General features: G+C 62.1%; 17 protein-coding genes. 8 read left to right on the top strand and 9 right to left on the bottom strand.

Annotated elements, in window-relative coordinates; genetic code table 11:
• Nucleotides 1-126: 126 nt before the first annotated feature.
• The 6 genes from rpsA to AB0Y14_RS00960 all read right to left on the bottom strand — a co-directional run bounded on the left by rpsA (nt 127) and on the right by AB0Y14_RS00960 (nt 8,067).
• The gene (gene rpsA / locus AB0Y14_RS00985) at nt 127-1,623 is read right to left on the bottom strand and encodes a 30S ribosomal protein S1 (protein WP_436587437.1); all 1,497 of its coding nucleotides are present in this window, start codon (nt 1,621-1,623) and stop codon (nt 127-129) included.
• 244 nt (nt 1,624-1,867) lie between these two features.
• Nucleotides 1,868-3,214: a GNAT family N-acetyltransferase gene (locus AB0Y14_RS00980; RefSeq protein WP_436587436.1), complete on the bottom strand. Its 1,347-nt coding sequence runs from the start codon at nt 3,212-3,214 to the stop codon at nt 1,868-1,870.
• Between the two features lie 31 nt (nt 3,215-3,245).
• A complete protein-coding gene (gene polA, locus AB0Y14_RS00975; RefSeq protein ID WP_436587435.1) occupies nt 3,246-6,020 on the bottom strand; it encodes a DNA polymerase I in 2,775 nt (924 codons plus the stop codon).
• Nucleotides 6,021-6,121: 101 nt separating this feature from the next.
• Nucleotides 6,122-6,763: an ANTAR domain-containing response regulator gene (locus AB0Y14_RS00970; RefSeq protein WP_436587434.1), complete on the bottom strand. Its 642-nt coding sequence runs from the start codon at nt 6,761-6,763 to the stop codon at nt 6,122-6,124.
• A 529-nt stretch (nt 6,764-7,292) separates the two neighbouring features.
• The gene (locus AB0Y14_RS00965; protein WP_436587433.1) at nt 7,293-7,508 is read right to left on the bottom strand and encodes a hypothetical protein; all 216 of its coding nucleotides are present in this window, start codon (nt 7,506-7,508) and stop codon (nt 7,293-7,295) included.
• Nucleotides 7,509-7,602: 94 nt separating this feature from the next.
• Nucleotides 7,603-8,067: a polyketide cyclase gene (locus AB0Y14_RS00960; RefSeq protein WP_436587432.1), complete on the bottom strand. Its 465-nt coding sequence runs from the start codon at nt 8,065-8,067 to the stop codon at nt 7,603-7,605.
• A gap of 250 nt (nt 8,068-8,317) precedes the next feature.
• Between AB0Y14_RS00960 and AB0Y14_RS00955 the strand changes: the two genes are divergently transcribed.
• From AB0Y14_RS00955 to AB0Y14_RS00940, 4 genes are all read left to right on the top strand, one after another.
• Complete coding sequence (locus AB0Y14_RS00955) at nt 8,318-9,352, top strand: GmrSD restriction endonuclease domain-containing protein (protein ID WP_436587431.1); 1,035 nt, start codon at nt 8,318-8,320, stop codon at nt 9,350-9,352.
• 519 nt (nt 9,353-9,871) lie between these two features.
• A complete protein-coding gene (locus AB0Y14_RS00950; RefSeq protein WP_436587430.1) occupies nt 9,872-10,339 on the top strand; it encodes a hypothetical protein in 468 nt (155 codons plus the stop codon).
• Nucleotides 10,336-10,917, top strand: a complete 582-nt coding sequence (locus AB0Y14_RS00945) for a hypothetical protein (protein WP_436587429.1) — start codon at nt 10,336-10,338, stop codon at nt 10,915-10,917. The genes AB0Y14_RS00950 and AB0Y14_RS00945 overlap by 4 nt, the downstream gene beginning before the upstream one ends.
• A 985-nt stretch (nt 10,918-11,902) precedes the next feature.
• Nucleotides 11,903-12,487: a hypothetical protein gene (locus tag AB0Y14_RS00940; protein WP_436587428.1), complete on the top strand. Its 585-nt coding sequence runs from the start codon at nt 11,903-11,905 to the stop codon at nt 12,485-12,487.
• 140 nt (nt 12,488-12,627) lie between these two features.
• On the opposite strand, the gene AB0Y14_RS00935 is transcribed toward AB0Y14_RS00940, so the two are convergent.
• From AB0Y14_RS00935 to AB0Y14_RS00925, 3 genes are all read right to left on the bottom strand, one after another.
• Nucleotides 12,628-13,527 carry a macrolide 2'-phosphotransferase gene (locus AB0Y14_RS00935; RefSeq protein ID WP_436587427.1) on the bottom strand — a complete coding sequence of 300 codons (900 nt, stop codon included), beginning with the start codon at nt 13,525-13,527 and terminating at the stop codon, nt 12,628-12,630.
• 309 nt (nt 13,528-13,836) lie between these two features.
• A complete protein-coding gene (locus AB0Y14_RS00930; RefSeq protein WP_436587426.1) occupies nt 13,837-14,910 on the bottom strand; it encodes a DUF418 domain-containing protein in 1,074 nt (357 codons plus the stop codon).
• Between the two features lie 496 nt (nt 14,911-15,406).
• Nucleotides 15,407-16,144, bottom strand: a complete 738-nt coding sequence (locus tag AB0Y14_RS00925) for a ZIP family metal transporter (RefSeq protein ID WP_436587425.1) — start codon at nt 16,142-16,144, stop codon at nt 15,407-15,409.
• A 248-nt stretch (nt 16,145-16,392) separates the two neighbouring features.
• On the opposite strand from AB0Y14_RS00925, the gene AB0Y14_RS00920 reads away from it, so the two are divergent.
• The 4 genes from AB0Y14_RS00920 to AB0Y14_RS00905 all read left to right on the top strand — a co-directional run bounded on the left by AB0Y14_RS00920 (nt 16,393) and on the right by AB0Y14_RS00905 (nt 20,914).
• Nucleotides 16,393-17,412: an LCP family protein gene (locus AB0Y14_RS00920; protein ID WP_436587424.1), complete on the top strand. Its 1,020-nt coding sequence runs from the start codon at nt 16,393-16,395 to the stop codon at nt 17,410-17,412.
• 182 nt (nt 17,413-17,594) lie between these two features.
• Nucleotides 17,595-17,840, top strand: coding sequence for a hypothetical protein (locus tag AB0Y14_RS00915; protein ID WP_436587423.1), 246 nt, complete (start codon nt 17,595-17,597; stop codon nt 17,838-17,840).
• Complete coding sequence (locus AB0Y14_RS00910) at nt 17,837-19,297, top strand: sodium:solute symporter family protein (protein WP_436587422.1); 1,461 nt, start codon at nt 17,837-17,839, stop codon at nt 19,295-19,297. The genes AB0Y14_RS00915 and AB0Y14_RS00910 overlap by 4 nt, the downstream gene beginning before the upstream one ends.
• Nucleotides 19,298-20,914 carry an amidohydrolase gene (locus AB0Y14_RS00905; RefSeq protein ID WP_436587421.1) on the top strand — a complete coding sequence of 539 codons (1,617 nt, stop codon included), beginning with the start codon at nt 19,298-19,300 and terminating at the stop codon, nt 20,912-20,914.
• Nucleotides 20,915-20,946: the final 32 nt, after the last annotated feature.

The raw sequence follows: 20,946 nt of genomic DNA, 5'->3' as shown, positions 1-20,946 counted from the left end.
CCGAGAATCCCCGACGGACCTCCGGGCACGCGAAAGGCCCCCCATCGTTCAACGATGAGGGGCCTTCCGTTCAAGCGTTCACCCGCGGTGCGACTCGGTCACGTCGCGGGCAACTCTGGCAACCGATCAGTTGTTGCCGGTGAGCTTCTCGCGCAGGGCAGCCAGGGCCTCGTCGGAAGCCAGCGTGCCGGAATCGGACGCCGGGACCTCGGAGGAGTAGCTCGACGGCGCGGGGGCCGCGTTGGACGGAGCAGAGGAGGAAGAAGAGGAGGACGAACCGGTCGCTGCGGTAGCGGCGGCGTCGGCATCCTCGGCCAGGGCCTTGCGGACCTGCTCCTTGTGGGCCTCCCAGCGAGCCTGGGCGTCGGCGTACTGCTGCTCCCAGGCGGCGCGCTGGGTCTCGTAGCCCTCGAGCCATTCGTTGGTCTCGGGGTCGAAGCCCTCGGGGTACTTGTAGTTGCCCTGCTCGTCGTACTCGGCGGCCATGCCGTACATGGCCGGGTCGAACTCAGAACCGTCCGGGTCCACGCCCTCGTTGGCCTGCTTGAGGGACAGCGAGATGCGGCGGCGGTCCAGGTCGATGTCGATGACCTTGACGAAGAGCTCGTCACCCACGGAGACGACCTGCTCGGCCAGGTCAACGTGGCGAACGGCCAGCTCGGAGATGTGGACGAGGCCCTCGATGCCGTCCTCGACGCGCACGAACGCACCGAACGGAACCAGCTTGGTGACCTTGCCGGGAACAACCTGACCCAGCGCGTGAGTGCGCGCGAAGGTCTGCCACGGATCTTCCTGAGTCGCCTTGAGGGACAGCGAAACACGCTCGCGGTCCAGGTCCACCTCGAGAACCTCGACGGTGACTTCCTGGCCGACCTCGACGACCTCGGACGGGTGGTCGATGTGCTTCCAGGACAGCTCGGAAACGTGAACCAGTCCGTCCACGCCGCCCAGGTCCACGAAGGCACCGAAGTTGACGATGGAGGAGACAACGCCCGTGCGGACCTGTCCCTTCTCCAGCTTGTTGAGGAAGGAGGAGCGAACCTCGGACTGGGTCTGCTCGAGCCACGCACGGCGGGACAGCACCACGTTGTTGCGGTTCTTGTCCAGCTCGATGATTTTGGCCTCGATCTCCTGGCCGATGTACGGAGCCAGGTCGCGCACACGGCGCATTTCGACGAGGGATGCGGGCAGGAAGCCGCGGAGACCGATGTCCAGGATGAGACCGCCCTTGACGACCTCGATGACGGTACCGGTGACGACGCCGTCTTCTTCCTTGACCTTCTCGATGTCGCCCCAGGCGCGCTCGTACTGGGCGCGCTTCTTGGACAGGATCAGGCGGCCTTCCTTGTCCTCCTTGGTCAGGACGAGAGCCTCAACCTCATCACCAACGGCAACAACTTCACCGGGATCGACGTCGTGCTTGATGGAAAGTTCGCGGGACGGGATGACGCCTTCGGTCTTGTACCCGATATCCAGCAGAACTTCGTCGCGGTCAACCTTGACAACTTCGCCAGAAACAAGGTCGCCGTCGTTGAAGTATTTGATGGTCTCGTCAACGGCCTTGAGGAACTCGTCTTCGGTTCCGATGTCGTTGATCGCGACCTGCGGGGTGTTGGTGGTCATGTAGTAGGGGCTCCGATGTGGATAGTTTGCTTACTCGGTCGGCTCCATCGCATCCTGTGACGGTTGCTTCGCGAAGCCGAACATTTATTGGACTGTGCGCACATGATGCGCCCACTCAGTCTATGGGCTGATGCAAGTCCGGTCAACGCACAGATGCCCGTCATGCGCGGTTTCATCCCCTGCAAAAGGGTAATTCGTCACACCTCACGTCCTTCGCGCAATGTGCTGGACGAAGGACTCGCGGTCAGAACTCGAAATCGCAGTACGGTTCCCGGTCCACCGCAAAAATTTCGGCGGCCCTCTCGGCCCCGTCGCCGACCACGACGCCGAGCCTCGCCTCGATCTCGCACCCACGGAACACGGCGGTGGCCAATCGGTCGACCGGGAAGCGCACACGCGGCGCATGGGGTGCGAGGGCGACGTCGTCCCTGGCCCGATCCCCACGGTCCTGCGTTCCGGACACGTCGGCGGACGGCGTGACGGTCGCCTTGCCCTGTTCGATGTGCATCGCGTAGGCCCCAGTCACCAGACCCATTGGATCGTCGACCAGGAGGACGATCTCTCCGTCGCGCGGGTACCGCCGTGATTCGAGCACGGACGCGACATCGAGGATCCGGGTCCAGACCAGGTCGGATTCCCGGGCGGCCGTCACCGCACGGGGGTTCTCGAGAATCGAGGACAGTGCCATGCCCGGGGCATCCTTGAAGTCCACCGTCTCCAGCAGGTCCACACTGAACAGGTGGTTCCACAATCCGACCCACGCGGCCGCCGTGACGGCTTGGAAGTCGATGATCTTGGCTTTCAGGGGGTCCGAGTCGAGTCCTGAATGGTCATAGGTCACGTATCCTTCCGGACCCGACGACCCGATGTAGACCAGCGCCTCGCGGCCGCGGACCGGCTCGAGGGATGTCTCCTCCAGATTCACCTGTCCCAGCACGTTCTTCACGTACCCTCTGAGGCGGTCGATCTTGCCCGCACGGCCGGCGTCGGACTGCTCGCAGATGCGCTCAGCCACATCCAGCAACCTCTGCGGGTCGCCCTCAACGACCCGGCCGCAGGCCGCGCCCGTCGATTCCATGACGCCGGGCAGGATGCGCGGGCGACGCCGGAGATCGAGTTCATAGGTACCCACTCGCGTCGCGACGCCGAATCCGAACCGACCGTAGATTCCGCCCTCGGAGACGGTGAGTCCCGCGAGCCCGTAGCCATCACGCTGCGCTCCGGCCAGTTCGGTGGTCATCATGGTGCGCAACAGCCCACGACGCCGGTGTGAGGACGCCACGCCGACGCCCGAGATCGCCCAGAGGTCCAACGCTTTCTCGCCGACCTCCATGCTGCGGGGGAATCCCACGATCGTGGCCACCGGTTGCGGTGATTCGCTGGCCCATGCGGGAACGCCCTCGGTCTCCGCGTACCCGCGGTGCACGAACCCGGCCTCCTGGTATTCCCGGGCCAGGAAGTCCTGCACCTCAGGCGTTCCGGGGTCTTCGTGGAATCCGCGTTCGACGCGAGCGTGGAAACGTCGGTACTCGTCGGTGGCTTTCCCATTGCCATCGACGATGGTCCTCAGTTCAAACGGTTCCAGGGACATGTGGTTCCTTCTGATTCCTGTCTCGTAGCGGTCAGTGGGCGGCGTCGTTCCAGGAGCGGCCGTGACCGACCTGGACTTCGAGCGGGACCCGAAGTGTGACGGCGGTGGACATCTCTTCGCGCAGGATGGCTTCGGCGGCGTCGTACTCCCCCTCGGCGACTTCCAGGATCAGTTCGTCGTGGATCTGGAGGACCATGCGGGTTTCGAGCTTCTCCTCCTGCAACCGACGATGCACGCCGAGCATCGCAATCTTGATGATGTCGGCGGCCGAACCCTGGATGGGCGCGTTCAGAGCGGCCCGTTCGGCGTTGTCGCGGACCTGTCGGTTCGAGGAGTCAAGGTCCGGGAGGTAACGACGCCGACCGAACATCGTCTCGGTGTAACCGACCTTCTTCGCCTCGTCCACAACTTCCCGCAGATACGTGCGCACGGCACCGAAGCGTTTGAAGTAGTTGCTCATCAGGCCACGGGCTTCATCGACCGAGATATTCAGCTGCTTGGACAGGCCGTAGCTGGACAGTCCGTAGGCGAGCCCGTAACTCATGGCCTTGACCTTGGCACGCATTTCGGAGGTCACGTCCTCCGGTTCCACGCCGAAGACCTGCGAGCCCACGAAGCGGTGGAGGTCCTCCCCCGATTCGTAGGCCTCGATCAGGCCCTCGTCCTGAGAGAGGTGTGCCATGATCCGCATCTCGATCTGCGAGTAGTCCGCGGTCAGGAGCGTCTGGTAGCCCGGTCCGCAGACGAAGGAATTGCGGATCCGTTTGCCCTCGGACGTCCGAACCGGAATGTTCTGAAGGTTCGGGTTGATGGACGAGAGCCGGCCCGTGGCCGCCGTCGTCTGCCCGAAGGTCGTGTGTACCCGGTTGGACGCCGTCGTCGCGTCCTTCAGGCCTGTCACGAATTGCTGAAGCTTGCTGAACTCCCGGTACCGCAGCAGGTAACCCATGAAGTCGTGCCCCTTGGTCCCGGGCTCGAGCTTGGTCATGAGCTCCTGGAGGGACGAGGCGTCCGTGGTGTAGCCCGAGGAAATCTTGCGGGTCTTGGGCAGATCCAACGTCTCGAACAGAACGGTCTGCAGTTGCTTCGGGGAGGACAGCTTCACGGCCTCGCCGACCACCTGGTCCGCGTTACGCTGCGCCGTATCGATTTCGGCCTGGAAAGCGCCCTGAAGAGTGTCGAGTTCCTGGACGTCCATCGCGATGCCGTTGGTCTCCATCGCCAGGAGCACGTGCGTGAGGGGAACTTCGATGTCCTTGAGAATCTTGGTGGCCCATTCGTGCTCGCCCAGCCGGGCCGAGACGGCCTCGGCGACGTCGTGCATGAGCCATGCCGAAGCCGCAAACCTGTCCAGGTCGGCCGCGGTGTTCTTCTCCCGCACCTCATCCGATTCCTTCTTGAGAGCTGCGGCGGTCGGCTTCTTTGGCTTGGCACTGAAGTCGTAGGTAGTGAATTCCGCCGCGAGTTCCTGAGGGCTGTACCCGCGCGCTCCGGGACGCAGGACGAAAGCCTCGAGGGCCAGATCGCGTCCTGTATCGGGGAGCTCGTAGCCGACCTCGCGCAGGGAACGAACGAGCTCCTTCAGGTGGGAGACCAGCAGGTCGTCGCCGCGTTCTTTCAGTGCGTCCGCGAGGGCGCCGGACAGGTCAGAGTCGGCCTGTTCGAGACGTACCGACCCGACGGCCTCACGCGTCGCGAGGAAAACGACGTCGCCCGCCCGGTAGTCCGTCTCCAGCGTGAGGGAGACTGCGGTCCCTTTGTTTCCCAGCAGGTTCTTGAGGTCATCCGGGGTGACGACGTCGCGGCGCTCGGGAATCTCGATGTCGGGCTCAGGCTCGGTTTCGAGGAGGTCCGCCCGAACTCGCTCCCGAATGCGGTTGAACTCGAGTTCGTCGAAGAGCTTGTCCATCGCCTCGAGGTCGGGTTCGTTTCGCTCCATCTGCGCGAAGCTCAGCGGCAACTCGATGTCGCGTTTGAGTTCGTTGAGACGGAAGTTGCGGCGGACGTCGTCGAGATGGGCCCGCAGGTTCTCGCCGACCTTGCCGCCGATCTCGTCCGCGTGGTCGATGACGCCTTGGAGGTCGCCGTACTGGTTGATCCATTTCGCGGCCGTCTTGGGCCCGACCTTGGGAACGCCCGGCAAGTTGTCCGCGGATTCCCCGACCAGAGCGGCCACGTGGCGATACCGGTCGGGACCGACGCCGTACTTTTCCTCGATGTCCGAGGCCGTTCTGGGCGGAATGTCGGAGATGCCCTTGGTCGGGTACAGCACGTGGGTGTTTTCCGAGATCAGCTGGAACGCGTCCCTGTCCCCCGAGACGACCACCGTGTCGGCCCCTGCCTGTTCGGCCAACGTGGACCCGGTGGCGATGATGTCGTCCGCCTCGAATCCCTCGACCGTGATCCACGGGATATTCAGGGTATCGAGGACCTTCTGGATGTATTCGATCTGCCCGGAGAACTCCTCGGGAGTCTCCGCACGGCCACCCTTGTATTCGGTGTACTCCTCCGAGCGGAAGGTGGGCCCGCTCAGGTCGAAGGCCACGGCAATATGCGTCGGCTGCAGCTGGCGGACCATCGTCAGCAGCATGGACGTGAATCCGTGGATCGCGTTGGTGTGCTGACCCTCGGAATTCGTGAAGCGGTCTGCGGGCACCGCAAAGAACGCCCGGAAGGCCATCGAGTGACCGTCGATCAGCAGGAGTCGCTTGCGCTCCCCCGCGTTCTCGGCGGGATCGGCGGGTTCGGGGGTGTGATCGGCCACGGTGGCCTCCTCGTCGGGCGTTGTCTCGGGGGCGGAAGTCACCTACCAATACTAATCACAGGCGGCAGGGGTTGGTACGGAGCCTCTTTCCGACCGGGAAACCCCGACCCGGATGTCGCCTCAAGAAGCTCCCACGGACCGGTTCAGGACACCTGGGAAACGATGGTTTCGGCGACCTCGCGCATCGAGAGGCGACGGTCCATCGACGTCTTCTGGATCCAACGGAATGCTTCCGGTTCCGTCAATCCCATCTTGGTGATGAGCAGGGACTTCGCACGCTCCACGAGCTTGCGGGTCTCGAACTGCTCCTTGAGATCGCTGACCTCTCCTTCGAGGGCTTTGATCTGCTCGTAACGACTGACGGCGACCTCGATCGCGGGAATCAGGTCGTTTTCCGTGAAGGGCTTGACCACGTACGCCATCGCGCCCGCTTCCGTGGCCCTGTCCACGAGTTCTTTCTGGCTGAACGCGGTCAGCAGCACGACGGGGGCGATGCGGTCCTTGGCGATGGCTTCGGCGGCACTGATGCCGTCCATCTTCGGCATCTTGACGTCCATGAGGACGACGTCCGGGTCGTGCTCCCGCGTCAGCTCCACGGCTTCTTCGCCGTTGCCGGCCTCGGCGACGACGTCGAACCCCTGCCCTTTGAGGATCTCGACGATATCGAGACGGATCAGAGCCTCGTCTTCCGCGACGACGACGCGGCGCTTCTCGGCCTGGCCCTCTTCGACGGGTGCTGCTTCTTCGACGTCAAGCTTCTCTTGTTCAGAGGTCGGCTCGGTCACGGTGTACTCCTCTGACGTGGTGTCTTCGCCCGGTCTGGCCTTCCAGCTCGGACGTCATTCAAGGTTGAGAGGCCAGTTTACGTCCAATCCCGCGTCGACGCGCCTCCCATGTGTCCTGGCTCGCGTCGATCCCCTTCGTGGCGGGGATGGTGCGATCTTCGTCCTTCGACCGCACTGGGGCGATTTCCCGCGCGCGTCAGTCACGGGCCAACGCGGCAGGGAGGCGGCAGATTCGCCCAGGTCCTGCCCGCGAAGTGGCAATTTCGTGCATGTTGCACGACGAAATGTGCACAAACGTGCCATCTCGCGGCACGGCCCGGCCATCGTCGGCGACGGGCTGGGGAGATCTTCGGCGACCGTTGCCCGCGACGTCGAGACGATGCCCCCTGCCACGGCGGAGCCCGGGGAACTGGTGGTCCGCATTGGGTGGCGCTTTCCCGAATGAGAGGCGTTTTCCGTCGTTAGGTGCCGGCTAAACCGCCACCTCACGACGGAGACCGCCGCCGAATCGGGTATCCCCCGCAGAACCTCACACGCACACCCTGGCCTGGGGGCCGGGAACCAGCAACCAATCGGGCAACCCCCACGTCACGCGGGAGTTCCCCTGCGTGAAGCTCCGGTCGGTGATGGCGCTGATACGGAAGCTCAGGACATGACGGATGGTCGACGTGCTCGATTCAGCGGCGGAGGCAGCGACTATGGCGGCGACGGCGGCAACCGCGCGGGCGAACGGCCGCTCCGACAAATCCGACTCGTCTCGAAACCACGAGGGCCCGGCGTCGTCTCGAGTGAGACGACGCCGGGCCCTCGGGTTGTGCGTGGTTACGGGTTTCGGGCGACTACTCGCCGGAAACCGCGTTGGCCAGTTGCTCGAGTGACTCTTCGAGCTCCTCCTGGGAGACCAGCGGCATGCCAAGGTCCTGAGCGGCCTGCGGGTCCATCTTGGACCAGTCGTAGGTCAGGGACACCTCGGTCTGGTTCGAGCTCTGCGACTGCAATTCCCACGTCCACTCCCAACCGGGAGGCTGCTCGCCGGCCGGCGCCGTCTGCCAGGCGACGAGCTTGTTCGGGTCGAAGCCGGTCACGTAATTGTCCGTCTTGTAATCCCCGCCCATGTGCGGCCCGTTCATGTTCATCCGAAATACCTGGCCGGACTTCTGAATGCGGTCGGTCTTGTCGTCGGAGACCACGTAGCCGGACCCGTCGAACTCGTGGTGGCGTTCCGGGTTGCTCAGGAGGTCGAAGATCTTGTCGGACGGCTCGTCGATGGATCGGGTGACTGTGATCGCTGTCGTCTCAGTCATATGGTGCTCCTCTGCTTTGACTGCAGCGGTCTCCGCGGCAACTTCAGGTTCCCGTGGAAACCAGGACACCATCAAGCCTAGTGGCCGTCCCCACAGTTGACGATCAGCCAAGAGCTGATTCCCGAGAGCCCCGGAGCCGGCCGCTCCGCATCGCCGCAGGACACGACGCGAATTACGTCGTGTCAGATGCCGATTTCGAGGCGTCCTGCCCATACACTTCGACTGTCCTTCACTTCACTTGGAGCCACCCATGTCTTTTCTCAGATTCCCCCTGCCCGAATTCGCTTCCCGACGCGGTCGCGGCGTGCGAGTCGCTGGCGCCGGCGTCGCCCTTGTTTTTGCCCTCGCCGGTTGCGCAACCAACGCGTCGTCGGATGGCGCCGCTGCGTCGTCGGGCTCTGCCTCCCCGACTCACGTCACACAGGTGTCCGATATTCAGGGCGCTGATTCTGACGACACCCTCACTGCTCTCGAGGCCTTGCCCGTCAAGGGGAAGGCGCCCAAGACGGGGTACAAGCGCAAGAACTTCGGACCCGCTTGGGCCGATACGGATAGGAATGGGTGCGACACCCGGAACGATGTTCTGAACCGCGATCTGTCCTCGGTGTCCCACAAACCCGGCACCCACGATTGCAAGGTGAAGACGGGCAACCTCGTCGACCCCTACACCGGCAAGGACATTTCCTTCACTGCCGGAAAAACCACGAGTAGCGCGGTGCAGATCGACCACGTGGTCAGCCTCTCCAATGCCTGGCAGACGGGAGCCCAGCAGCTCTCCGATGACGAGAAGAAGGAGCTGGCCAACGACCCACTGAACCTCCTCGCCGTTGACGGCCCGACCAACCAGGGCAAGAGCGACGGAAACGCCGCCACCTGGTTGCCTTCCAACAAGCAGTTCCGCTGTGACTACGTGTCCCGTCAGGTCGCCGTGAAGACCAACTATCGCCTGTGGGTGACCCAGGCGGAGAAGAACGCCATCGCCGGTGTTCTTGAAGGGTGCCCCGGGGAGGTTTTGCCGTCCGGGGATGACGCCCCGGAGGTCGGGAACACGACGGATTCCGTCCCGGAGGACACACAGGTTCCTGAGCAACCGGCCCCTGTCGAGCCGGCGCCCGCGGAACCTGTCGCCCCCGCACCGGCGGAGCCAGTAGCACCTGCCCAGGGCGACTCCTCCTACCCGAACTGCTCCGCGGCCAAGGCCGCAGGCGCGGCACCGTTGCACGCCGGCTCCCCCGGTTACAGCAGCAAGCTGGACCGCGACGGCGACGGCGTGGCCTGCGAATAGAGCCGCCCTCTCAACCCCGTGGATGCGGTGGACGCGGAAAAACACCGTCACCCGTGTATTCCCACGTCGCCACCCGGCTGTTGTAGGACAAGAGGTTCATAACGGCCGCAAAGGACCTCCGGGGTCACGAGGAGACAGGTATGGCCCGAGCCGTTCGAGGTAGTTCTCAATCGGCGACTGGGCAGCGGTTTCGGAGAGTCGTCCTGGCGAAATACCCGTCGCACTGCCATCGATCCAGGCAGATCTCGCCCTCACAGGGGTTGCCGCGTCGTGGGCCGCGATCGCCTTGTTCGCGTTGCTCGTCCTCATGAGACGGCAGGCACCCCGGCCCGATGATCTGCGTGCCCTCGAGGGGGCCGCTGACGCCCATAGGCGTGCAGGGGCGATGCCCTAGTGTTTTTCTAGTACAGCCGTGCTAGTTTAACTTGCGTGGTACGAACAATTGGCGCAGACGCACGACGACAGCTGCCGGACGATACCGTGTGGGGACTTTTGGGCACGAGAGGTCTCGGAGCCGCCATGACGCAAGCACCGACCAAAGAAGCACAGCTGCCCACAGGGGCGGCAAAACGCTTCTTCTCGACACAGGTTGAACGCCACGTCATTGCCATGGACGAACTTGTGCGGCGGAGCGCCGAAAAGGCTGAGACGGCGATGCGAGAAGTCGACCCGAAATATTCGAGGACTCAGCCGGCTGAGAGAAACCTCAACCAGGTACGGGCAGATCTGCCTCAGCCCCTGAAGCCCGCGGCTCGGGACAACTATCGACGCCTGAAGGAGTTCCAGGAAGACTGCACCGAGCGGTTGGCACGCTCCGGGGCGGCCGCGAAGGACGTCGATCGACATAAGGCCGCTCAGGAGCTCGCCGTCGTCATCGACGCCCTTCTGCCTCGACCATTGACTGCCCCGGAATTGGTCAGCGTAGACGAAATGGTCTCTAGTCTCGACGACCACCTCTTGAACCCGGAACGGGAGAAAGACTCATGATCATTGCCATCGTGGGGGCTGAAATCGCATTTTGGGTGCTCCTGCTCGGAGGCCTGGCGGTGCGCTATCTGCTCAACGCCAGACGCGCCAGTTCGGTCATCCTGGCGTCCGTCCCCTTAGTCGATCTCGCCCTGGTCATCCTGGTCACCACAGATTTGCTACGGGGAGCCCAACCCACACATGCCCACGCTTTGGCGGCAGTCTATCTCGGCGTGACCGTAGCATTCGGCCATCAGATTATTGGACGAGTCGACGCATGGTTCCGCTATCGGTTCGCCAACGGGCCGAAGCCCCTGAAGCCGCCCAAAGGATCTACTTCAGAGGTTAAGGCCATCTGGGGCGAATGGTTGCGCGTCCTGCTTGCCGCCGTCATAGCAGCAGTGTGCCTGTTCATCATGATCATCATTGACGGTGGCACCATACCCCACAGCATCGACAGCATCAGCAAGCACCCGTATTGGGGAATTCTTCACACCATCGGCGTCGTTACCGGCATCTGGTTCTTGGCCGGACCCGCTTTCGCAGGGAGCGGCGACCCTGCTCTCGACCGCGCTAGGGACGAGATGAGCAAAGGTTAAGGCTCTGCTCCGCTGTGAGCCCTCGGCGATTCCGCGCTGACGTTCACGTCTACCAAGCCACGAAATGAACGTGGACAATGGGCCGGTCAATGACTGACCAAGTCCACAACCCCAGGAGGGAAACCGATGGCAACAACTGAAAAAGGAAATGAGCGCCTGACTCAGTTTCTCGGCCATGTTAACGGCGATCCGGGTGGTGGCATCGCTTCTCTCCAAGGCACGGGAACATTTTGGTCCACCCCCCATCGGCATTCGTGGGATCGCCATCCTGATATCGCGGATTGCGGGCAAATCCGGCGACGCATGATTGCCCTGCGGACAAGCGATCGCCCCAACGGGCCTCCTGGGGTGTCTTGCAAGACTCGGAGACAACGTGGACCGCATGGGGCGTGGACCTGCACCGCCGGACACTCTCCTTGGCGACAAAGCCTACTCATCGAAAGTGAATCGGGCACTGCGGCGTTCGCGAAGGATCGAGACGATGCTTTCCGAACCATCGGACCAGGAAGTCCATCGTCCACCAAACGGCTGTCGCACTTAACGGGATCATCGCCTGACTACGGCATGTTCGGACACCCCCACCCCTCTCCCACCGCGACACGAGGTCCTAGTTTCTCGATGGGATTGCAGCTTATTCCATTTTTCAAATACAATGTGTCGAGTTTGCCGCAACGGACGCCGCCAAACTGCTCCTTTGGGGCCAATACTCGCTGGACTTTGTGTGTTTTATGTCACACCTCGCCTGGGTTCAAGGCAATTTATAGCGTCACTTGTTATCCGCAAGGATGACAGTCTAGCCATTGCTTTCATGCCAACTCCGCGATGATCTGCAAAGATACACTCGCCGCCTATGGCGCGAAACTGATTGTCACGTTTCCTTAATTTTGAAATACACAAACTCCCATGGCTTTACTATTTTCTTGTGACGCTTGGCATCCAAAACTAGAATTCATTACGTCACACACCCACAGTCACTGAGGAAGCTATGGAAACGGTCAACAAAAACACGTTGTCACGTCGAACCTTGACAAAAGGCGCCCTGTGGTCCGCGCCAGTGCTTGCCGCCTCGTCGACAGTTCCCAGCTACGCCGTATCAGATGAGCATGCCCCCATGGAGGTGTCCGGCTTCGTTCGGCTTTCCAAGGAATGCAACACTGGCCGGCCAAGCGTCCTCACATTGGATGGCACTGGGATGTACCCAATACGCGGTTTCTGGATCATGGAGGCGGAGCCATCAACTGTAGCCGTGAATGCGAAACTCACTTACTACTTTCCGAATTCCATCAAACAGGTCAATTGGACAGCACAGAAAAACAACGGTGAATGGACCACACCCCAAATCGACGTCACCGCTCCCCCGAAGGAAAACTTCATCGCATTTTCGACCACATACTACGGAGAGTGGGACTATCACGACGAAGAAGCAGTCCTGCGAGCTATAACCGGACCAAGTTTCTGGGGAACATTCACTAGCCCTATTTGCCCAAGCTCCATCACAACATACGCCCTACGTACGGTTACAGCCGACGGTATAACTATTACCGAGGAACGAGGCCCGAATCAGCTGTAAATTCGAGGTCGGAATGCTTAGTTAAGTATCTATGCAGGACAATTCAATTGCGGAACGTGCTCTACGAAAACCGGTTGACTGAAAACAATTTTCTAGGACCCAACGTTGTCAATAGCGCGAGATGCCACGTCAGAGTTTCGTCAGCTGTCCCCACCCAGCATGGCGGCCGCCGCTACCATGTCTTGCTCCTCGCGTGTCGTCAAAGCATAGAGGCCGCGGCCGATAGGGGCGGCGTCCCACAAGTGGCGAGCTTGGGCAGCCATGCCTGAATAGACGGGTCCACCGGCCTCCGCGTAAGCGTCAAGCGCAGCTTCCAGCATGTCCTGACCGGCCGCGCCGTATTGTGCGGCGAAGTCGCGAGCTGGGTCGTCCACACGCGCCGTCGTCCAGTCGAGAACCCCAGTAATGACGCCGTCGGCCGACATCAGCACATGGGCCGGGTAGATCTCCCCATGGGTCATGACAGTCTCTGCCGGCCAACAAGTGTCGTCGGCCAGCCACGCCTCCCAAGACTCAACAAACGCAGGAGACACCGAAAATCCGTCACGGACCGTGTCGATGTCGTCCTTCCACGCCTGACGAACCTGCTCAGGGCTCCGCGTCTCCACCCCGGCGACAGACCCCTGCGCCGCGGTAATACCGTGCAAACTGGCCAGCATACGACCCAAGCGTGCCGCATAGTCCGGGCTGGCCGGATCCATATGCCAGATCGGCTCCCCCGAAGACGACAAAGTCAGGCCGGGAGAACCAGGCAAAGCCGGGTACGCGATCAAATCCGCCCCGTGAACCTGCCAATCCGGCACAGCGACCTCATCCTTCGCCAACACCGGTCCGACCAAATCGAGGACGCTCGCCTCACTAGCGATCTTCTCGGCAACATCGTCGCGCCGAGGCTGACGCAAAATCCAAGGCTGGCCGTCAACGTCGTCGGCGATGACCACACGGTAATCCAGACCGGCCTCTATCAGAGTCGCGTCTTCGGAAGACACGGCCAAACCATGGAAACGGGCCAGGTCCAGCACTTCATCGATAATCGACATGAGTCCAGGATGTCACCCTCAGGTCCCACAGAACACAGTCCGACACCCTCAACGATTCGTCCAGAACCATGGCACACTCGGGCCCGCCCGACACCGGTACCCTCCGAGCACCCGCCTTGGCGGTGGGTCCACCGAGGCGAACACTCCCCATGATTTTTCTCCTCCCCGGACCGGTTCAACCCGCATCCCCCACACGGGACCCCGAACCCTACAGAATCATCGGAAGCCGCAACCAGGGAGGCCTCGGCCCTCGTCTGATCGAGTCTGGGGCTATTCCCGCCGTAGCAGGTCCGGCTACACAAGCTCGCTTCAAGCTCGCAACGGCGCGAACTTCATGTACGTTCCGCACCGCCAAATCCATTCCAGCGGGCCATAGCGAAAGTATCGAAGCCACAGCATCGAGAAAACGCACTGACCCACGATGATTGCGGCCCAGATCCCCAGCCCGGCCGGAGCGGAAATGTATCCGTGGGCCGTGAACAAAGGAAGGATGACCACGCAAAGCACGGTCTGGCCGAGATAGTTCGAGAACGCCATACGGCCGTAAAAGCGCAAGAAGGACAGACTCTTCCACCCAGGACGTGTTCTCAACAGGAGTATTAGACCGGCGACGTACATGAAACCAGGAACTAGTGCCGTGCGGAACGCGATGTCGTGCGCATCGCTCGTCCGAGCGCCGGCAGCCGTGGTCCAGATCCACACCGGCACCGACCCAATGAGGCTGAGCACGAAAATGGAGACGACAGGGATCCGGGTACTCCTCGAGAACAGGCCGTGACCTGCCAGCCAGAACCCGAGCGTCATGTGCCCGATCGTGCGTGCAAAGGACAGCAACGGCAACACGATGGACGGAAGGTGGAAGTCCACGGCGTTCAGATCAGTCAGCAGTTGCATCACATCGGGGATCACGGCCGCCGCGATGCCGAAGACTGCGAAAATCCACCGCGGCAACAGGGTCAACGGCAGAAGCAGAAGGGCGAGTACGCCGTAGGACATGAGCACGTCGATTCCGCCGAGTACTGAGTTGAGGAGTCCAGCGGCCACCAGAATGATCATCCGGCGAATATAGACCCACGTCGAGAGTCCCTTGGCCCGTAAACGTGTGAGGAATATGTAGATTCCGACGCCGAAGAGAAACGCGAAGACGAAATGGAATTTGCCCAGCGCGACGTCGTCGACAACCTGCCATATGACGGTGTCCGATTCGGAGGGGTTTCCAGTCTGACCCGCCTGTTCCAGGAAATAGTCGATATTGATGAGCAAGATGCCCGCAATGGCGATTCCGCGAATAACGTCAATCGATACAATGCGGTCCGACGGGGATGATGGCTGTGAGCCGTCCGTCCTCGTCGTGGTTCTCTGGGGAGTCTCTACGCGTGTCACGCCGGCCCACGGTAACAGAGCGGAATTCAAGAAGAATATGAATCACGTGATGACCAGTCGTCGAAGGACTTGTGACTCACGGGGTGCCTGCAAGCATGCTTCCCCGGCGCCGGTGTAGATCTGGGCAATGCATCCGGGTTCGTTCCCGTCACGTCCCGGCCCGAAGCCGAAGTTTTGGGCGTGCACCGCAACGACAAGGTCAAGGTGCCCCGGTTTCCATACGGCAGGCGGAGGTCAAGGGCCGGCAACCCTTCACGGTTTGGTGGTGGTTTCCCCATTCGGCGGCGTTTTCCGGAGTTCGGAGGCGGTTAGACCCACACCTAACGGCGGAAAGCGCCGCTCAATCCGGCAACCGCCTCCGAATGGGGGGGCACCGCTTCTACGCTGAGGCACACAGCCTCCAGACGGACGCGTACCCCTCACGAACCACGGGTCCCCCATGCCGAGCTGCTCCTGGCCATCGGCCCTGACCAAACATTGAGGCCCGTCCCCCGGTCTAGTGGGCCACCGTCATGATGGCACCCATGAAGACGACGCCGGCGAGGGTGGCCCCCAGCGTCCCCCACGCAGGGTGATCGGCGTGGGCTTCGGGCAGGATGTGACTCGTGGCGATGTGGAGCAGGAACCCGGCGAAATAGGCGAGGTACAAGGCGATAGCAGAGGGGCTGAGATGCAGCGCCGACCCGACCACGGCGCCGATGATCGGGGCCAGCGCGTCGAGGACCAGCACGACGACGGCGCGCCGTCGACCGTTGCCGAACATGGCCGTGAGCGTGAAGGTGTTGAACCCATCCGCGAAATCGTGAGCCAGGACCGCGATCCCGACCGTGAGGGCCAGACCCGCCCCCGCCGTCAGGCTGACGCCGAGGCTGAGGCCGTCCATGAAACTGTGGGCAACGAGCGCCCCGCCCGCGAGCAATCCCAACGGTTTCAAGGAGTGACTGTGCCGGGCGTAATGCTCCTCATTGGCGCTGTGCATTTCGAGGGATTTTTCCACCACGTGAATGGCCATGAATCCGGCGAGAAAGAGCATCATGACCCATGGGATTCCGAAAAGCTCTTGGGTGTTCCCCTCGAACGCCTCCGGCAGGAGATCGAAGGCCACCACCCCCAGGATCACGCCTCCTGCGGCGCCCAGAACCAGATGCTTCCTGTCCTGAACCCGCATGGCCACCAGCCCGCCGATGAGAGTAGCTGCGGCTGCGCTGGCGCCCAGCAAGAGTGCGATCGCCATTCTTGTCCTCCATTCGCGACTCGACCCATGCAACACCTCCCTCCACTCGGTGAGCAACTCGACGCCTCGTTTTTCTCACCGAGCATGATCTGCTGAACCGGGGATATTCCTTCCGACCTTCGGGGAAACTTCAGATCTTTTTCCATGCGTTCCCCAGCTGCATTGGTTTGAATTTGATATGCACGACGACGCTTCCCCCGCTCGCGCCGTTGTCCCGCTTTCTTTCCTCCTCACCGCAAGGGTCCCCTATGTCCTACGGCCACCAGAACAGCCAGCACGAATTCCCGACCGAGAGCCTCCCGACGGCTCCCCCGCCCGCGCGGCGCCCATGGCACGCCAGAAAAGGGTTCCGGATCGCGGCCGCAACCACGGCGATCACGGTGACGGCCGCGACGATTGCCGGTATCGGCGTCGTCCACCACCTCTCCAACAACGTCCGGTCGACCGCCGTGAATGGGCTGAATTCCTCACCGGATATGGACGGTCCACTGAACATCCTGGTCGTGGGATCGGATGAGAGAGACGGATCGATCGAGGCGGGCGACGCCGAGGGACGCCGCAGCGACTCGATGATGGTGGTCCATCTCAATGCGGCCCACGACAAGGCCACGGGCATTCAGATCCCCCGGGACACGATGGTCACCCCGCCCAAGGGGTCTGCAGAGCATTCGTCGAACCCCAGCCAGCCCATTCAGATCAATTCGCTGCTCGACGAAGGCGATTCCCAGTTGGTCGCGGCCGTCAGCGACCTGACAGGCATGAAACTCGACCATTACGTGGACGTCAGTTTCGGAGGATTCGTGTCGATCGTGGACTCCCTCGGTGGCATCGACATGTGCCTGCCGGAGGCGATTGACGACCCCGATGCCAATCTCAAGCTGCAGGCCGGTTGCCACACCCTGCATGGGAAAGACGCCCTGGCCATGGCCCGTACCCGGCACGCCATCGGCGACGGAAGCGACCTCGCCCGCATCGGACATCAACAGAGCGTCATGAAAGCGATTCTGAAAAAGGCTGACAAGGAATCGGTCCTGAGCGATCCGCTGAAGATGTTCGACGTCCTGGACAAGGCGTCTTCCGCGGTGACGGTCGACGACGGCCTCAAGAATCCTTCCGACCTGACGGCGCTCCTCCGCGCCTTCGCGAACGTGGGACGCGACCACGTCGACTTCGAGCAGCTGCCCGTTGTCCCCTATCCGTGGGATACCAACAGGGTCGAGCTGTCCGACGAAGGCGCAGCACTGCTGAAAACCCTACAGAACAGCTGATCGGCCACGAACGACTCGGACGGTCCTCCCGCGCGTCCCTCCCCAGCCATCCGACCTCGCTATCACGGGTTGCCGGGTTCCGCGCACATTTCGCTGGCATGGAAAACGACAAAGCATCCCGCCTTGTGTGGGAGTGCGACAGGGCATAGAACTGTGATCAGGCCTACACTGAAGGAGGGACAATGATTCCCCGAATGGCGAGCGTGACGATCGCGCTCATCGTGCCAGGAGTCCTTCTGATCACAGGGATTCTGCTTCTCGGCAGTTCACCCGCGAAGTTCTTCGGAATACCCGCGGTTCTGGCATTCATGTTTGCGATGTTTCCGTTCATGAGCCTGGCCATGTGGATCAGCTGGCGGTTCTTCGACAAGGACGCCGACTACCAGCTCGACGACGTCGAAGAGCAGCCCGGAGAGATGCATTCATGACCATTGCGATGTTTGTCCTGGTCCTGCTGATTGCCGTCGGACTCGGCCTGTATTCACGAGTCGGCGCCGGCTCCTCGACCTCGGACTTCATGGTCGGCGGCCGAAGCTTCGGGTCCATTGTCATCTTCATTATGGTCGTGGGCGAGGTCTATTCGATCGGCACCATTATCGGTTTTCCCGGAGGCGTGTACGCAGACGGTGTGATGTACTCCGTCTGGTTCATGGGATACATCCTGTTGGGATACCCCATTGGCTATTTCCTCCTCCCCCTGCTGTGGAAAGCCGGCCGCAAATACGATGCCGTCAACCTCCCGGATATTTTGAGGGGTCACTTCAACTCGCGGGCCCTGGAGCTGACCGCCGCCGTGCTCGGGGTCGTGTTCATGGTTCCCTGGGCCCAGTTGCAATTGACCGGCCTCGAGGTAGCCCTCAGCGGCCTGGGGCTGGGGCTGAGCCCCCTGGTGACAGTCCTGATCGGCGTCGGTATATCCCTGGTATTCGTGTTGCTGTCCGGAATCAGGGCCCCAGCCTTTGTGAGTTTCTTGAAAGACTTCGCGCTGGTCTTCGTGATCGTCCTGGTCGCCGTCTTCGTCCTGAGCAAGGGACCGAACGTCGCTACCATCGTCGCCGAAGCGGACCTGGGGTCATCCCACAGCACAATCCCCTCCGGGCCGCCCATGATCAATACGATCTCGACGCTGCTGTTCCAGACGCTGGGGTTCTACATGTTCCCCTTCGTGGTTCAGGCCGTGGTCAGCGGAAAATCTCCCGTAGGAATCAGGCGCAGCCAGATCGCCATGCCGCTGTACATGCTCATGTACCCGTTCCTGCTGTTGACGTCCTTCTTCGCGATCTCCGCGGTCCCCGGGCTGAGCGGGGCGGACACCAACCTGGCTTTCATCGAGGTCGCCCGCCAGTTGCTACCCGACTGGCTTCTGGGCCTGGTTGCCGGAGGCGCCGCGTTGTGCGCGATCGTCGTGCTTTCGGCATCAGCGCTTGTCATCGGCACGCTGGTGTCGAGGAACATCGTCCCCCACGTCAGTGAGGCCAGGCAGAAGCCACTCACGCAGGCGGTCATTTTCGTGTACCTGGCCATCTCCATCGTGCTGACCCTCTCTGCACCCTCGATCATGGGCACGCTGATCAACACCTCCTATTACGGAATCACCCAGTTCATCGTCCCCGTGGCACTCATGATTTTTCCCGCCCGAGTCAGGCCGAGTTTTATTGCGCTCGGGCTCGCGGTTGGCTCCGTCGCGTCGATCGGTTTCTACGTCTCTGGTGCCACGTTCGGCGGGGTCAATATCGGAGTTCCCGCGCTGGCCGCCAACCTGCTGGTGATCCTCATCGGCAGGTTCGTGGCCCCCGCCCCCAGAGCTCTACGGTCCATCGCACTGCGGGGAGGTACCAGCTCCCCGGATGAGCGCCCGACAAACGAAAAAGTGAGGTCCTCCTGAATGTCAGCCACCATGTTCTTCAACGGAACCATCCGCACGGACGCCTGGAGCGAGCCGGTCGAAGCCTTGGCAGTGGACCAGGGTCGCGTGCTGTCGGCCGGAACGCTGGACGAGGTCCGGGCCGCGGGCGGATCCGGAGCCAGGCAGGTGGACCTCGACGGCGCCGTCATCGTCCCGGGTCTCATCGAGTCCCATGTCCACCCCATTTTCTTCGGTCTGACCCAGAACTGGACCGACTGCCGCAGCACGGGAGAATACTCCATTGCGGATATCCAGGATGCTCTCCGCGCCAACCTGCCGTCCGTCACAGACGGGCAGTGGTTGCGGGGATGGGGCTACGACAACACGCTGCTCACGGAAGGGCGTCACCCAACGCGGGATGATCTGGACGCCGTGAGTCGGGACGTGCCCGTGGTCATTTCGCACATCTCGGCCCACTTCGTCGTGGCCAATTCGAAGGCCCTCGACCTGGCCGGCATCCATGAGGACCGACCGGACCCGGCGAACGGCCACTTCATCCGCGACGAATCAGGCAGACTGACGGGTCTGATGTGGGAAATGGGGGCCGTGCACGCGGCGTTGGACGCGATGCCGCAACCCTCGGACGCCGATATAGAACAGGCAGCACGCGACACGGCCGACGTCGCCGTCCGACGCGGCATGACCTCGATCCACGATCTCGCCGTCGGCATCATGGCTGGGGACCAAGAGCTCCGGACATGGCAGGCACTGGCCGCCCAGGGCAATATGCCGTTGAGGGTCACGGGATATATCAGGGCAGATCTCGCCCAGGAGTACTTGAACGATTCGCCTGACCTCTTCGCAAGGCCCGCATCCGGAAATTACCGGATCGCGGGCGCCAAGTTCTGGTCCGATGGCTCGATTCAGGGTCTCTCCGGAGCGCTCAAAGAACCGTATTCCTGTCTCGACACCGAATGCGGTGAGCTTCTCTATTCCCCCGAAGAACTCGTGGACATTCTGCGGCACATCGACGACGCCGGGGGCCAATGCGCCGTCCATGCCAACGGCGATCTCGCCATATCGACAGTGGCCCGCGCATTCGCTGCACTGCGCGAGACGTCGGGGCAAAAAGATCCCAGGCACCGGCTCGAACATCTTCAAATGGCCTCGACCGAAGATATTGCTTCCCTGGTCGCATCGGGATCCACGGCATCAATTTTTGCGAATCATATCTATTACTGGGGAGACCGTCATCGCGATCAATTCATCGGCGCCGATCGGGCCTCCAGAATCGACCCAACTCGGGATGCGCAGAAGGGCGGGCTGCATTTCGGGATGCATTCGGACTGCCCGATCACGCCCATGGATGCCTTGTCGACATTCCACACCGCGGTCACGCGAAGGACCAGTGGCGGTTCCACCTTGGGCGAGGACCAGCGCATCGATCAGCGTGCGGCTTTGCACGCGTTGACCTCGGACAGCGCCTACTTGACCCACGACGAGGACCACCTGGGAACGCTCAGGGCCGGCATGGACGCCGACCTCACCGTCCTCGATCGCGACATCGTGAGATCTGCCGCGGAACACACTGGAGACGTTTCGGCGGTGGCCACGGTGGTCGGAGGGGAATTCGTTTACAACGACGGCGGGTTCTGAGGGGCCGTTGGATGCACCGTACGAGGCCGTTC

The sequence above is a fragment of the Rothia sp. HC945 genome (assembly GCF_051370785.1).
GTDB lineage: Bacteria > Actinomycetota > Actinomycetes > Actinomycetales > Micrococcaceae > Rothia.
This window is presented reverse-complemented; position numbering and strand designations above follow the sequence as displayed.

Bases quoted from the DNA above. Each gene is read 5' to 3' on its own strand.
- AB0Y14_RS00935 (WP_436587427.1), bottom strand. From the start codon at position 13,527: ATGTCGATTATCGATGAAGTGCTGGACCTGGCCCGTTTCCATGGTTTG.
- AB0Y14_RS00920 (WP_436587424.1), top strand. From the start codon at position 16,393: ATGTCCTACGGCCACCAGAACAGCCAGCACGAATTCCCGACCGAGAGC.
- AB0Y14_RS00915 (WP_436587423.1), top strand. From the start codon at position 17,595: ATGATTCCCCGAATGGCGAGCGTGACGATCGCGCTCATCGTGCCAGGA.
- AB0Y14_RS00940 (WP_436587428.1), top strand. From the start codon at position 11,903: ATGGAAACGGTCAACAAAAACACGTTGTCACGTCGAACCTTGACAAAA.
- AB0Y14_RS00905 (WP_436587421.1), top strand. From the start codon at position 19,298: ATGTCAGCCACCATGTTCTTCAACGGAACCATCCGCACGGACGCCTGG.
- AB0Y14_RS00960 (WP_436587432.1), bottom strand. From the start codon at position 8,067: ATGACTGAGACGACAGCGATCACAGTCACCCGATCCATCGACGAGCCG.
- AB0Y14_RS00950 (WP_436587430.1), top strand. From the start codon at position 9,872: ATGACGCAAGCACCGACCAAAGAAGCACAGCTGCCCACAGGGGCGGCA.
- AB0Y14_RS00910 (WP_436587422.1), top strand. From the start codon at position 17,837: ATGACCATTGCGATGTTTGTCCTGGTCCTGCTGATTGCCGTCGGACTC.
- AB0Y14_RS00980 (WP_436587436.1), bottom strand. From the start codon at position 3,214: ATGTCCCTGGAACCGTTTGAACTGAGGACCATCGTCGATGGCAATGGG.
- rpsA (WP_436587437.1), bottom strand. From the start codon at position 1,623: ATGACCACCAACACCCCGCAGGTCGCGATCAACGACATCGGAACCGAA.
- AB0Y14_RS00945 (WP_436587429.1), top strand. From the start codon at position 10,336: ATGATCATTGCCATCGTGGGGGCTGAAATCGCATTTTGGGTGCTCCTG.
- AB0Y14_RS00925 (WP_436587425.1), bottom strand. From the start codon at position 16,144: ATGGCGATCGCACTCTTGCTGGGCGCCAGCGCAGCCGCAGCTACTCTC.
- AB0Y14_RS00955 (WP_436587431.1), top strand. From the start codon at position 8,318: ATGTCTTTTCTCAGATTCCCCCTGCCCGAATTCGCTTCCCGACGCGGT.